Raw genomic sequence first — 13,395 nt, 5'->3', positions numbered from 1 at the left:
GGCCGCCGCGTTTACTGCGAGTCGTGTCGCGGCGGACAGATCAATGTCAAGACAAACCCCTCACAGGGCGTCAACCACACTTAGAGCCACGCCGCCACACAACCAATTCCATCATTACTGTCCACACTTCCTTTGCGTCTCTAAGGATTCCCTCGCATCGTCCAAAAGCCAGCCCCAAGCGTTGGCCCCGAGGCGTGCACATTCCCCGTGCGGGTCACTGACGGTCGCGACGGGTTATCCTCCGGCGGACAAACTCGACTTTTTCCAGCGCCTTGGCGAGGGGTATCCGTTCTTGCTCGACACGCCGGTGGCCGGTGTGCTGCGGATCGAGGAGACGCAGGTATACCTCCCGTTCCTCTGGGCGGAGCCTCCCCGCCGGCCTCGGGCTGCCGGACTGGAGCGCCCTGCCTGTTTGGTCCAGTTCGGTACCGAAGATCTCGTAGGCCTCATAATCCTCCGGGCCCATGAGGATCGAGTCGATGTCGCGGCCGAAGTCGGCCCGGTAGCCGTCCAAAATCTCGTAGCCGTCGCGGTCGATGTCGCCCCAGTACACCAGCACGGGGGCATCACGGATCCACGGGAATGATGCGGGCGTCTTCCCTCCCTTGCCGACCCCCTCGACAGAGATGCCGCCAGCCAGGGCCGGGAAGTGGATTGCGGTGTCCTTGTTCTCCGAGATGACCACGACCTCGGGTAGGTAGGCCGGTGCGAAGCTGTCACCGGCCGTCGCCGAGTCGTGGACACGCCCGCCGGCGGCGAGGTGGCCGGGGTCGAGATAGGAGAAGTGTATTCGGGGCGGGTGGCCCGGCAGCAGGCCAAGGTCGTCGAGCCCGGTGAGCGACTGAACCCCGCGGCGGTGGGATTGCAGCCACTTCGCATGGACGCCCGGAATCGGGACCTGGCGAGGGGTCACACCTAGATTGGCGCGGCCAGGGTCCCCTTGGTACCAGTCAGCGACAGAAAGGAGCAGTCCGAAATCGACCTCACCGTATGCGTCGAGGATACGGAGCGTCTTCCCGGCGTCGTCCAAGTGCGGATACTTATCACGCAGGACGCCGAGCCGCAGGCGGGCCCGGGCGAGTCTGTCGGCCCAGTCTCCGGCTGCGAGGGCCGCGGCATGGTCGATGGATGTGACCCGCGCGTGGGTAGGAACCGACTGCGTTGTCCCGCCCTTGGCTGCGCGGTTCTCGTAGTCGAGGACGACTCCCTGGGCCTTAGCCCAGTCCTGCCACTGCACGGTCTGCGCGTGCACAGCGGAGTAGTCGGCCCGAAGCTCCGATGTTGCCGGCCGGCCCAGGGAAAAGGCGTGCGGAAACGCGGCCTCCTCCCCGGCCAGGTGAGCATGCCACTTCCCGCTCAGTCGACGGCGGATGTCCTCGGTGACGGCCTGCGGTGTCTTCATGCCCCGCCCCCGGCGCCAGGGTCGTCGGGGAGGTCACTGATGTAGGAGTACCCCCGCGCGTTTTTGGTGACGGTCAGGAGCAGGTCCATGTGCGGCTCAAGCGCCGTCACCTTGTCCAGCGGGGCGCCGATAATGAGCTGGAACCCCAGGTTCTGCCACGCCCGGACGGACCTGCCCGCGAACTCGCTGTCCGCTTTCACGAATCCTTCGTCGAGGAATACCGGCGCAAACGTGGGCCGGGAGCGCGTCTCGTCCCCCAGCTGGTAGCGCAGTGCCGACCCGACGACGAAGGCCACGAGCTCCTGGGTTTCACCGCCGGACTTGTCGACCAGCCAGTCATAAGTGGCGATCTCGCGGCGGGTGCCCTTGTCCAGGCACGCTGCGGTGATTACGACGTGCTGGCGCACATCGAGGTAGCGGTCGCGCTGGGACGTCGAGGATTTGGTGTGGCCCTCCGGGATGCGAATCCGGGCCATGAACTCGCTCAGCTTTTTGAACCTCGTCTCGATCTGGTCTTCGGTGAGCTCCAGGGCAAGGCCCGAGGACAGCTCACGCAGGCCTCGGCGGAACCTGCCCAGGTCTTCGCTCTGGAGACGGCGGAGGCTGATCTGCAGCACGCCGCCCTTGTTCCCGAACGGCAACGTTTCCAGAATCCTGTTGATCGGCAGGAGACGCTCTTCGATGTCGGCAAGGGCGGTGTCGAAGGCGTCGTTCAGCCGCAGCAGGTCATCACTGGACCAGGCGGCCAGTTCCCGCCGCCACTTGTTGCGGCGTTCGTAGAGCCCCTCGGACTGGATTCGGTCGAGGATCTCGCGGTAACCGTCCGCCGAGTCGGCGATGGTGCCCAGATTGTTTTCGGTCCAATTGTTCTTGTATGCCTCGAACATGGTCAACATCGCATTGGTGGCACTCTTGGCGTTGCGCCGGGCAGTCTCGGATTCCTCCCTGAGCCGCTTGCGCAGGGCGGTGATGTTCAGGCCGAAGGATTCCAGGCTCGTGGCCTCCCAGTTGCTGGTGAACAGGCCGTCCAGGTACTCCTGCTGGGCATCGGTAACCGTTGCCGTCTGCTGGTCGACAATTTCGTCCACCGCGGCCTGCACGGTGTCCTGCCGCGTCACGAGGTCACCCCATCGCTTCTTCAGTTTGTCCAGGTCGCTTTCTGCCAGGACCCTGTCCCGGTTCGCCTGCCCGTGAAGGGGCCTGATCTGCTCGTCCTCGGCCTCCAGCGCATCGATGATCTCATTGGTGCTCCGCAGCCTGCTGATGGCGTCCTGCAGCTCCGCGATCTCCCGGTCGATCCCAAGGTGGTCGATGGCAGCCCAGTTGCTGTCCTGGACGAACAGGTGCGCTTCGCGCTGCCGCCGCAGGTCGCTCCGGCGTTCCTGGATCTCCCGGAGGGCGGCGTTCGCCCTAGCGATCTCCGGCTCCAGATCGGTCAGCAATTCAGCGATGTCCTCGAGCCGGCGTTCGTTGGAGAACCCGATGATGTTGCCCTCACCTGATTCTCCGTGGGCGCCCCGGTCACCCGAGCGGGTCTGTCCGGACCGGGTCACCCGGGACCCGGGGCCTGCGAGTCCGGCAGCGTCGGTCACGCACAGGTGGTCGACGCCGCTGCCGGCTACCCGGTCCTGGACCCAGCGCGAGAACGGAGAGTCCAGGAAGGCAAGCTTGCCCGAGATCATGGTGGGGTCTCCGCTCCAGTCCTCGTGTTCGGCCAGGGTCACTGCCCGGTAGTTGATGCGCGGCCTGATCGTGACGCCGTCAATCGATGCAGAAAGCCGGTCACGGGTGTTGCGGTCGACCAGCACAGTGCGGGTCAGGCCGCCGAGGGTCGTTTCGATGGCCTTACGCCAGGTCTCCTCACCCGGAAGGACATCAATGAGCTCCGCGACGAACGGAAGATCACGCATCGGATCGAGGCCAGCGGCCGCCGCCATCTGCAGCCGGGCGTTGTGCAACCTCATTGGGACCATTCCGGCCCTGTCCTTGAGGGACGCGGCCTCCTCCGTGAGGTCCTTCCTCCGTGCCGTGAGCGGGGCAAGGTCCTCGCGGGCATGCCCTTCCTGCTCGTCCAAAACACGTTCGCGGGCCTCGTAGCCGGACAGGAAGTCGCCGGCCGCGGACTGAGCCTCGTCGAACTGCCCGGCGGTCTCGGGCACGACGAGGTTGATTGCCTCGGTCTTCAGCTGGAACTTGAGATTTGCCTGATAGACCAGTTCACGGCTGCTCTCGAGGGCCGCGATCCTCTGGCGGCGTTCCTCGATCGCGTTACCGCCGTTGGCGGCCTTGTCCCGGGCAATCCTCTCAAGGCGTGCCCCGTACTCTGCTTCGTCCGCCTGGGCCTGGGCGAAGATACGGCCGGCGGCGGCATGGTCGCGGCGGTTTTCGTCTACAGCATCGTCCAGAAGACCGCGTTCGATGCAAAGCTTCCACAGGAGGAACGACGAGGGCCCATCGTCGTCGGCACCGAAGTGGCGGATCAGCAGTTCCCTTGCGTTGGCGTCCGCGAGCTCCGTCTGGAGGGCAGGCAGGCGCTGCAGGACCTTGACCTTGTTGGCTTCATCCACCATCTTCGAGTACGACGCCTCCAGATCGGCGAAGTGCAGAATCGCCTGGTCGGCGGCCTGGTACGTGACGGGTTCTTCCAGCACCATCGTCTTGTACAGCCCGTCCACGCGTTTGACCTCCATCCCGGCCTGGAGCCGTGCGAGAAGCCGCATGGCTTTGCGGCCGCCGTCGCCGCCGCCGATGCCGAGGCGGGTGTGGAGGTTCCCTTCAAATTCCCAGAAGGTGTTGAACGTGGTGAGCCCGGGCACGGCTGCCTTCAGTGCCCGCTTGTCGAAGCGGCTGGTGGCCAGCGGGGCGAGCTTGGACATGTCGAAGTAGCCCTCGTAGGCAGCGAAGGTTGTGATGACGTCGCCGTTGGCGGACGCGCCGGACTTGACGAAGTAGATGCGCATCGCCGTGTAGCGCCGGCCACGGTCGTTGACGAAGGTCGCGGCCAGGGCACCCCAGACGGGCTTCATGCCGGCTCCGCGCAGGACCAGGTCGAGCATCTCGTCGGAGCCGTCGACCCGGTTGGCGTCCATCTTGCCGCGGAGGTAGGTCAGCAGGTTCCGCTGTTCCGCCGACCGTGCCCGTCCCCCGGCGTCGTTGGATGCGCCGTTGAAGGGCGTGTTGGAGGGCATCATCAGGGCGATGTAGGCGTCCAGGACTGTCGACTTACCGGTGCCGCTCGCCCCTGAGAGCAGCGTGGATCCCGGCGAAAACCGCACCTCGGTGCGGCCGTGGAAGCCGCCCCAGTTCAACATCTGGAGGGCCTCGACCCGCCACTGGGTGTGCTCCGGCGCGGCTACCTGCTGGTCAGGTATTTCCAGTTCGAGGGTCATGCGTTGTCCTTCCCCAAGTCGGTCAGCAGGTCTGGTTCATCGTCTTCTTCGTCTTCGTCTTCCGTGCCGGCGGTGTCACCGTCCGGCGGGGTGCCGTTCTGCTCCATCAGCCACGTCCAGAGGGTGCGCAGCTTCTCGACAGGCATGAGGATCTCGGTGATGGGCGAGATCCGGAATCTGTCGGGATCGGCGGTCTTCAGAAGCAGGCCGGCCGTTGCCAGTCCGTCAATCGCCTTCAGCGCCCGTTTCTGGTCCATGGCGCGGTGGGTCGTATGCTCGGGGCGATGGTCGGCCACTTCATCGAGCAGCGTCTGGCGGTCCACAAAGACGACGTCCACACCCTCCTGGCGCTGGGAGAAGAGCCTTTGCCGCAGGTAGACCATCATGATGGTCTCCTCCTTCGTGTGCGACACGTCCCGCAGCAGCGACGGAAGCGGATCGCCCGTCTCCGAAACCGCCTGCCTTTTGAACGCGATCTGATGGTCCCGGTCGATGAAGAGCTCGAAGAACAGCTCGTTGAGCCGGCCCCGGATCGTCTCGGCGTTGGCCAGGAGAACCTGCCAGTGGTCGGGGTGACGCTCCGCCGAGAGGTACCGATGCTTCAGGAGTGCATGGAGGCATCTGCGCTGGTCAGGGAACAGCGTCGAGGTGTCGCTCTCGAACATGGACAGCGAGCTCTCCGCCCCGTCCTCGTCCCCGGCCGGCGGATCCTCCGACAGCAAGTCCAGGGGATCCAGGGAGTCTTCGTCGATCGCAGCGACGTCGGTCATTGGCGTGCTCCTTCGGTATCGGTGTCCTTCGTGTCCCCTGCGGGTTGGATCGTGGCGGAAGGCATCAGGAATGTGCGCGTGCTCCCGTCGGGCCGCACCGCCGACACGGCCTCGCGCTGGTCGGGATCGGTATGAGCTCCGAGCCGGGTGAACAGGTGCAGGAGCCCGAGGATCTCGACGGGCCTGCGGAGGTCATCGGGCAGCGAGTTGAACAGCGCCGCGGCGGACTCAAGATCCCCGTTGGCAGATTTCTCCTCGATCCGGTTGCGCAGCTGATCCAGTGACGGGCCACCCTGCCTGCGGATTTCCTCCAGGGACAGCGCCGCCGGCGCCTCATCCGAGACGTCAGCGAGTGGTTCGGGCGCACGCTGGCTGTCCGGGTCGTAGGTCTTGAAGCGCAAGGCCGCGATGTCCAGGCCCGGCGGGATCAACTGGACACCGATGTGGTCCCGGGCGCGTGCCGACTGCATCCAGGCCCGCATTTCCCGGTCGATGCCGCGCAGGACCGTGTCGAGCTCGCGGTTGCGGATGTGGTCGTAGTTCTCGATGTGTTCCCGGAGCGTGGCCGTGAGACGCTGGCGCTGATCCAGGACGTCGGCGATACCGCGGCGGATGGTGTCCACCGCCGTGCGCATCTGGCGCTGTTCATCGGCAGGGAGACGGCTTGCCCCGGGGTGGGCCAGGATGGCTTCCAGATCGGAGCGCAGCCTTGTCAGCCAGTCAGGTTTGCGCAGGAGCTCCAGCGCGCCTGCAAAGGCCCTGCCCTCCGCAGTGCCGGTCAGCAGGCTGCTTGCCTGCGCAAGGTAGTCGTCGACGACTTCTCCGACGGGGCGCTCTTCCTCACGGAACCTCTTGGTGATGCCCCCGTGCATCGCCCGCACCGATTCCTCGACCCTGCGGAAGTCGGACGGCAGCCCATCGAGCTCGCGGAGCACGTTGGAGAACTGCTCGGACAGCTCCGCCTCCGAGGATTCCCGCAGCTCCCCGCCGGCCGCCAGGTAGTCGTACTCTTCCTGCAGGATCGCGATTTCTTCGGTAAGCCTGCGCTTACGCTCATCGCGGTCCGGGTTGGCCGCCTGGGCGGCGTCCGAGACGACTCGACGCATGGTTTCGATGCGCGACACGGAGACGTTGAGTTGAGAGCGGCTTGCCCGGAGCACATAGTCCAGGGCCTGCCTCGCGTCGCCGGTGAGCTGGTAGGTCTCCTGCCCGCTCCCCGGGTCCCGGTACAGCCACCGCTCACGCACCCACTGCATGGCCATAGCCTTGCCGCCCGTAGACGGTACCGGATAGCCTCCGGCCCGGAGTTCATCCAGAAGAGCTTCAACCCGGGTGTGCAACTGTTCGACCGGAACTGGTCGTGAATCGTCGGGGAAGACAGCCGACAGCAACGGCATGGCAATGGCAGCGGATTTGCGGTCGAGCAGCTTCAGAGTCGGGGTGTTGAGGGCAGCTTCAACGCACGCTACACCGCCTTCGATGTCAGTTGCCATGCCGCACTCCTATCCTCAATGAAGCCTTGGTCAGCGCCGCCGTCACCGGCCAGCGGGGGGCGTGCTGCTTCTATTTGCTTCAGTAGCCGGTCGCGCTCGTGGTCACCGCGCTCAGGGCGCCTTCTGCCCGCTCTCCGGGCGACGAGCGCCTCCACTTGCCGATGAACCAACTCCCCACGCGGTTTCAGGTGATAGCGCGCGGTAGAACAGGTAGACCCGAAGGCTGCGCGCTTCGGTCTCGCGCGGGCTCCGGACAAGATTGCTGTGTTCCACCAGGTACGTGAGCGCAGGTCGACCGTATCTCGGTCGATGACGAGTCTCAGTGCGGCCCGACGCTCGGTCCCTTCGTCCGCGGACTGGTCGGACATGAGTCCACTCATTCCGCTCGTGAAGAGGCGCATGATCGCCGAGTAGGTCGTCGCATCCTCGTTGACGGCGTAGCGCAACGCGCCCAGTTTCTGGCGCAGTCGCGGATCTATTGATTCACCGGTCATGCCAGCACCGTACCGACGAGCTCCGACATTTTCTAACCCGTGTTCGAGCGGAGGTGTGGGCCGCCCGCCGTGAGTCCGGAATGGGTTCCTTTTGGCATACTCGCCTCGGGATGTTGGGTTGTAAACCGCGCCCGGCCAGCATGTCTGGCCGAACGGCCTCGCCCACAGGACTCTCCCTCGTAGATGCACAACGGGTCATAACTTTTCCAACGCTTCATGCGCCCGTAGTGCTTGGGGCAATCACTGTCTGGTCCACGTAGCTGCGCGGGCTCACCGCAGGCCTCTCCTCCATAGGAGCAAATCCTCATAGCGCTAATCTCCGTTCAACAAATGTTAAAGGAGATCTTTTCGGATCAAATAATGCTATGTCAAGTTCAAATTTAGAGCCCAGAAGCAGTCCCTTCACTCGTGTTGGATGAGCAGTCTTCACGCGATTTTGAGAAACGACTTCAATCTCATCTTGAGTGATAAATGATCACCCGAGTTTGGGTAGGCTTTTCAACGTGAGTTGAGATCTATATCAAACACAATCCAAAACCAAGGTGCGGCATGGCAGCTGTACAAGTGGCCCATCCGTTTCATTTTGCGTCACCAACAATTAGATTGCAGTATCATCGGGCACTGATAATGTGTTAAGTGGGCACTCTCCTATGCACCCCCGAACTATGTGATGACGTTTGGCTTGACATGGCCACCGCTGTCAAACGTCGGACTAATCAAAGAGATGTTTTTAGGGTAATCAGTGAAATAGTGCACAGAACCTCATCGCTGTCTTACTAAAGTCATTTCGAAATCTAAGTCTTTAGGCATGTTCCTCGTTTGCTCAGAATCCTGGACTTGGTTTTTTGAGCGACGATTTCCGTTCCTCTACTAGTCACCAGTGCTAATTAGAATTCAATCCGGCGGCCAGCGTGGTGGCTGGCACAGAATTCCGGTCATGCAGAGTGCCGATAACGGCGCATATGTTCGAATCTTCGACTCCCCCGACTCGATCTGCATAGGGCAAAGGGTCTACTGAGCAACCCACTGAAATCGTTTGGTATAGCCGACCACCTCCAGGCATCCGACTTCGACTGCAGCTTTACGGACTCGCTGCGTTGGCGTTTGCTCGTCGTCTTGCGCCGCACATGATCTACCAGCGCTGTGCGTCGGGTCATGGTGCAGGCCACACCCACGCCCATGGATGGCTGAGGGCCCACAGCAGAGCGGGGCCTTCAGTAACAGCCAGAACGCAAGAGGAGACATGACCATGAATGCGCTCACCATCAAGGACCCAGCCGACCTGCTCAGGTTCATCGGCCACACCCTCGGCTTCTGGCCCCAAGAAAGCCTCGTCTGCATCACCCTCGACAAAGACAAAGTCGGCGCCACCCTCCGCATCGACCTCCCCAAACAACAAGGCCTGGAGATCCACTTCGCCCAAACCGTCGGCGCCTACCTGACATCGGATGAGCGAGCCAACGGTATCGTCTTCGCCCTCTACACCAACGAACAACCAAAACCAGGCGAAGCGAGGCCGCACCGGTCCACCATCGCCGCCCTCACCGGAGTACTCGCCCACGAAGGCATCACCATCCGCGACGGCATCTACGTCACCAACACCAACTACTCCCCCTACGACACCCACCCCGGCGAGAACATCGCCATCCCACTCACCACCACAGAGTACTCACGGGTCAACGCTGAATTCATCTACCGCGGCAGCAGCATCGCACCCACGAACCAGGTGACCCTCCCCGCGGCGACCGACCAGCGGGAGCACGCGACCGCCGTCGAACACCACAAGGAAACCATCCTCAACGGCCATCCGGCGTCCGCCACCCAGGACGCCCACCAACTCTGGACCACAATGCTAGAGACCAAGGACTATCCCACCGACCAGGATGTCCTGAAGCTCATCGCCTACTACCAATTCCCCCACATCCGCGACCGGCTCATGGCAGACATCCCCGGCATCAACGAACCACCCGAACACATCCTCTTCGCCCAAACCACCCAGGCACCGGACTGGTCACGCATCGAATGGGCCAAACAACTCCCCACCCACACCTACACCCTCACAGCCCCAGAACACGCAGCACCCATCCTCACCACACATCGGCTACATCAACTGGTGGGAAGGCAGAGGATCCAAAGCCCACCAATACCTCCAACTCGCCCTCGACACCGACCCCGGCTACCGCTTCGCACGCCTCACCGACCACATGCTCGGCGCCGGCATCATCGCAGGCTGGAACACCAACAAGAGCACGGCATACCGAAACCAACTCGGGTTTCCCTGAACCGACGGGGATCCATTCAACCCCGTCGGGAATGGAAGCCGTCGATGGACCCAAGCAATTGACCACACGGCCAAAGCCTCCGGCCCCGGCAACCCGAAATTCTCTAGTCCGCCGGGTCACGTAGAGCGAAGGCGGCGACCCGTCTCACCGAACCATCACTGGCTAGGGCAACAAAACAACTCAATCTATGAGGAACTTTTCCTTGGCAAACCGCACAAGCCCCGCCCTGTTTGTTTCTCCGGTGCTTTTCAGCATCTTGCCTATGTGGAACTTGATCGTATGGAATGACAGATGAAGTCGTTCCGAAATGGCGTAGTTGTCGAGTCCTTCGGCAATCATCGAGATAATCTGGATCTCCTGCTCATTCAGATTTCGGAACTTTGACCGTTCCCGCTGTGAGTCCACCCATTCCTTCATGAGTGTGGGGTCAATGCACTGCCCGATGGACATGACGCTCCTCAACATGTCCGGCAAGGCAAGGATGCTGGTCGTTTTCAGAATGAAGCCCGAGGCGCCCAACTGGATGGCACGGTCCACCAGCTGTGCATTTCCGTAGCCGGTGTAGAAAACTACTTTTGTCAGGGGCACGGCAGCGGTGATGGCCCGGCATAGGGACCAGCCCTGTTCGTCACCGATAAAGAGATCCAACAGGACAATATCCGGTCGCAGTGCGACTACTTCCCCCAAAGCGACATCAACGTCTGTTGTCGCGCCCAGGAACTTGAGATCACCGGCCCCTTCGCTTATCATTCGAATTCCGCTGCTGATAATTTCGTGGTCGTCAACGGAAAAGATCGAGATGGGTTCAGGGGTTGGCTTGTCGCTCATCCGTGACCCCATTGGCTCGTCCCGATGGGAAAACTTGCCCTGACCGCGAAGCCTCCTGACTCACTGGCCGTAAACTGAACCTCGCCGCCGACCCTGCCGACTTCACGCTTCATGAATTCAATACCGTAGTGGCCGCCGCGCGCGCCGGCATCGTTGAAGGACGACCCATTATCGCTGACGGTCATCACGCAATGCCCTTCCTGCACGTCGAAGTTGAGGTCACAGATGGTTCCATGTGAGTGGTTCTCCGCGTTGAACACTGCTTCTTGTCCGACCTTGCACATAGCGTCCGCCACATCAGTGGGAATCCGCACCACCGGAGACCCGTCGTATCCGTCCTTGGTGAAGCTGGCCATTCTGCGCATCCCGGACAGCGCCGGAACGTCAAAGATCCGGTCAGCCACCATTTGGAGGGTTGATTCGCGGTCCTGCAATTCGGAAAGGAGGTCCCGCAGCTCGTCCCGGACCAAGGTCATGCATTCGCCGACGCTGGTGGTAATGGCTTGGGCGTGGGATCGCCCATTGCGGTCCGGGTCATGTTCCAGTTGGGCAGCGGCGAATCCGATGTGGGTCAGCCGGCGAACAAGATCATCGTGCAGCTTTTGGGCCAATCGGGCCCGTTCCTGCTCCCTCACCAACTCACGGCGACTTTCGTCCAAGGCAGATCGATTCAGCCCCAGAAGCGCGGCACTTGCGAAATCGGCCAAGACGGCTTCATCGTTTTGGCTATACGCATGCGGCTTCCTGCTGGCAACGTACAGCACCGCTTCTACGCGACCACGATCCTGGACCGGAACCGCAAGAGCGGAATACAGGCCCTCCGTGCGGGTTTCTACCCGGGGTGCGGAACGAAGGTGCCGGTCAGCCTCGTAGTTGAGTGAACGAACAGGCTTACCCAACTCCCGCGCAGCACCGCCGAGCCCCTCTCCGAGCCCAACCCGCAAGTCGCGAAACACGTCAGTGGTAATCCCCAGGGTTCGTGTAAAGGCAAAGTACTCGTCGTCTACCGGCAGTGAAAGATAAGCCACATCCCCCTCGAGCAAGTTGCGGGCTGCTGCGAGTGTGATGTCAAAGACCTTGTCCAAGGACAGATCCGATGTGGCCGCCCGGGCAACCGCCCGATAGGCCCGGTCTATGTCCCGGTGCCTCGTTGCGTCTACACCAGCGCGCAGTGTTGTGAATTCCCGAACGAACTCGTCTACGCCCACGTTCTTGGCCGAATCGAGGGTAGTCGCTGAGCCCAGAAGCACCGCTCCCCTGCCGAGGTCGTCCGAAAACGGCAGCACGAGGACCTGCTGCAGTTGTGCCCAGGCGGACGTCATCAGGGACCTGAGGGTAACCCTGCGTTCAGTCCAGGCTTCAGCTTTCCACTTCAGCTCAAGCCGAACCGGCTCATCAGGGAGGAAGCCTTGGTCGCCCAGGGAATCACACGCAATAATGCGGGTTGGTTCGCCGGCATGTGCGTAGACAATCACTGCCGCTTTGGACCTCGTGGAAGCACGCAATAACCGCAATGGCTCCGCGAGTTCGTCCGCGAGCATCGATGGTCGCCATCGCGATGAATTCAGCTTCGGCTCTCCCATCATCTCTTTTCCGTTGTTCGTGTGGCTACAGACCAAAACCCGCATCTCGACGGGGACCCCGTTGGCCGTGCAGTCTCAATTTTGCGCGCAAATCTGCTAGCCATGCGGCTAGTGGATGTCTAGCCGCCCTACGTGGAGACAGTCCCTATCGTAGTCCGTGTAATACCGATCACACCTTCTAGGACCTAGAAGCTACAGGAAACAGGAGGCCACCAGGGTGGGCCAACTTAAGTTGCCGGCAGGCAAGAAAATCGCAGTCAACCTCGGCACCGACTTCGACGCGCAGTCCCTCTGGATGGGCGGATTCAACAAGCCGAGCCCCTCGTTTATGTCCCGCGGTGAATACGGCGCGAAAGTGGGCGTTCCCCGCCTTCTCGACCTCTACGAGCGCTTTGACATCAAGACCACGTGGTTCACTCCGGGCCATACAGTAGACACGTTCACCGCTGAATGTGAGTTGATCGCAGAAAAGGGGCATGAGTTCGGCCATCACGGCTACTTCCACGAGAACCCGACCCTCATCGATGCTGGCACCGAGGAAGAACTCGTTGAACGTGCCTTCGCGACGTTCGACAAGCGCCTCGGCGTCCGCCCAACCGGATACCGGTCCCCGTACTGGGATTACTCCGACAACACCCTCGATATCGTCGAGAAAATGGGCTTCAAATACGACTCCTCGTTGATGGGTCGCGACCTCCAGGCATACAGGCCCCAACGCTGGGCCATCGACTGGGAGAACGGAAACACGCCCGGCAAGGCAAGCCACGTCATCGAACTGCCCGTCAGCTGGTACCTCGACGATTTCCCGCCGCAGGCCTGCGTCACAGGGGTCCAAGCAGGCCAGCAGGACACCAAGACCATGCTGGAACGGTGGAAGGACATTTTCGACTATGGCTACGAGCGGGTTGAAGGCGCGGCCTTTGTGTCCTGCGTGCACCCGCAGATCATCGGGCAACCACACAACATGCTCTGGTACGAAAAGCTGATAGAGCACATGGTCTCCCGTGACGGCGTCTGGTTTGCGACCACCGACGAAATCGCCGACTGCTGGGTCGATGACGAGGAAGACAAGCGCAATATGGAGCTTCCAGACATCCGCACCACCGCCCAGCGCCCGGACTACTACCCGAACTTCTAGGCATAAGGAGGCCAAC

9 protein-coding genes are annotated in these 13,395 nt (G+C 62.1%); 2 read left to right on the top strand and 7 right to left on the bottom strand.

The genetic code is table 11. The features are described 5' to 3' along the window. Positions 1 to 214 precede the first annotated feature (214 nt). The 5 genes from ACIQT2_RS22270 to ACIQT2_RS22250 are packed head-to-tail and all read right to left on the bottom strand — an operon-like array spanning position 215 to position 7,548. A complete protein-coding gene (locus tag ACIQT2_RS22270) occupies positions 215 to 1,402 on the bottom strand; it encodes a Wadjet anti-phage system protein JetD domain-containing protein (RefSeq protein ID WP_402951003.1) in 1,188 nt (395 codons plus the stop codon). After that, positions 1,399 to 4,791 carry an ATP-binding protein gene (locus tag ACIQT2_RS22265; RefSeq protein WP_402951000.1) on the bottom strand — a complete coding sequence of 1,131 codons (3,393 nt, stop codon included), beginning with the start codon at positions 4,789 to 4,791 and terminating at the stop codon, positions 1,399 to 1,401. The genes ACIQT2_RS22270 and ACIQT2_RS22265 overlap by 4 nt, the downstream gene beginning before the upstream one ends. Beyond that, positions 4,788 to 5,561 (bottom strand): DUF4194 domain-containing protein, encoded by a 774-nt coding sequence (locus ACIQT2_RS22260; protein WP_402950998.1) that lies wholly within the window; start codon positions 5,559 to 5,561, stop codon positions 4,788 to 4,790. The genes ACIQT2_RS22265 and ACIQT2_RS22260 overlap by 4 nt, the downstream gene beginning before the upstream one ends. After that, positions 5,558 to 7,054, bottom strand: coding sequence for a DUF3375 family protein (locus ACIQT2_RS22255; protein ID WP_402950996.1), 1,497 nt, complete (start codon positions 7,052 to 7,054; stop codon positions 5,558 to 5,560). The genes ACIQT2_RS22260 and ACIQT2_RS22255 overlap by 4 nt, the downstream gene beginning before the upstream one ends. Continuing rightward, complete coding sequence (locus ACIQT2_RS22250; protein ID WP_402950993.1) at positions 7,027 to 7,548, bottom strand: hypothetical protein; 522 nt, start codon at positions 7,546 to 7,548, stop codon at positions 7,027 to 7,029. The genes ACIQT2_RS22255 and ACIQT2_RS22250 overlap by 28 nt, the downstream gene beginning before the upstream one ends. 1,243 nt (positions 7,549 to 8,791) lie before the next feature. Between ACIQT2_RS22250 and ACIQT2_RS22245 the strand changes: the two genes are divergently transcribed. Continuing rightward, positions 8,792 to 9,892: a DUF4192 family protein gene (locus tag ACIQT2_RS22245; RefSeq protein WP_402950991.1), complete on the top strand. Its 1,101-nt coding sequence runs from the start codon at positions 8,792 to 8,794 to the stop codon at positions 9,890 to 9,892. A gap of 118 nt (positions 9,893 to 10,010) precedes the next feature. Here the strand turns inward: ACIQT2_RS22245 and ACIQT2_RS22240 are convergent, their stop codons facing one another. Both ACIQT2_RS22240 and ACIQT2_RS22235 read right to left on the bottom strand, forming a co-directional pair. Beyond that, positions 10,011 to 10,658 carry a response regulator gene (locus ACIQT2_RS22240; RefSeq protein ID WP_402950988.1) on the bottom strand — a complete coding sequence of 216 codons (648 nt, stop codon included), beginning with the start codon at positions 10,656 to 10,658 and terminating at the stop codon, positions 10,011 to 10,013. Further along, positions 10,655 to 12,133 carry a GAF domain-containing protein gene (locus tag ACIQT2_RS22235; protein WP_402950985.1) on the bottom strand — a complete coding sequence of 493 codons (1,479 nt, stop codon included), beginning with the start codon at positions 12,131 to 12,133 and terminating at the stop codon, positions 10,655 to 10,657. Before ACIQT2_RS22235 ends, ACIQT2_RS22240 begins: the two co-directional genes overlap by 4 nt. Positions 12,134 to 12,458: 325 nt before the next feature. Between ACIQT2_RS22235 and ACIQT2_RS22230 the strand changes: the two genes are divergently transcribed. Next, entirely contained in the window at positions 12,459 to 13,379 is a 921-nt protein-coding gene (locus ACIQT2_RS22230) for a polysaccharide deacetylase (RefSeq protein WP_402950982.1), read from the top strand. Positions 13,380 to 13,395: the final 16 nt, after the last annotated feature.

The organism is Paenarthrobacter sp. NPDC090522, from assembly GCF_044769225.1.
Classification (GTDB): domain Bacteria; phylum Actinomycetota; class Actinomycetes; order Actinomycetales; family Micrococcaceae; genus Arthrobacter.
Note: the sequence above shows the minus strand (reverse complement) of the source record. Positions and strands in the feature narration are given on the sequence as shown.

What these genes read in the sequence shown, in the direction of transcription:
- ACIQT2_RS22270 (WP_402951003.1), bottom strand. Translation starts at nt 1,402, where the DNA reads ATGAAGACACCGCAGGCCGTCACCGAGGACATCCGCCGTCGACTGAGC.
- ACIQT2_RS22265 (WP_402951000.1), bottom strand. Translation starts at nt 4,791, where the DNA reads ATGACCCTCGAACTGGAAATACCTGACCAGCAGGTAGCCGCGCCGGAG.
- ACIQT2_RS22260 (WP_402950998.1), bottom strand. Translation starts at nt 5,561, where the DNA reads ATGACCGACGTCGCTGCGATCGACGAAGACTCCCTGGATCCCCTGGAC.
- ACIQT2_RS22255 (WP_402950996.1), bottom strand. Translation starts at nt 7,054, where the DNA reads ATGGCAACTGACATCGAAGGCGGTGTAGCGTGCGTTGAAGCTGCCCTC.
- ACIQT2_RS22250 (WP_402950993.1), bottom strand. Translation starts at nt 7,548, where the DNA reads ATGACCGGTGAATCAATAGATCCGCGACTGCGCCAGAAACTGGGCGCG.
- ACIQT2_RS22245 (WP_402950991.1), top strand. Translation starts at nt 8,792, where the DNA reads ATGACCATGAATGCGCTCACCATCAAGGACCCAGCCGACCTGCTCAGG.
- ACIQT2_RS22240 (WP_402950988.1), bottom strand. Translation starts at nt 10,658, where the DNA reads ATGAGCGACAAGCCAACCCCTGAACCCATCTCGATCTTTTCCGTTGAC.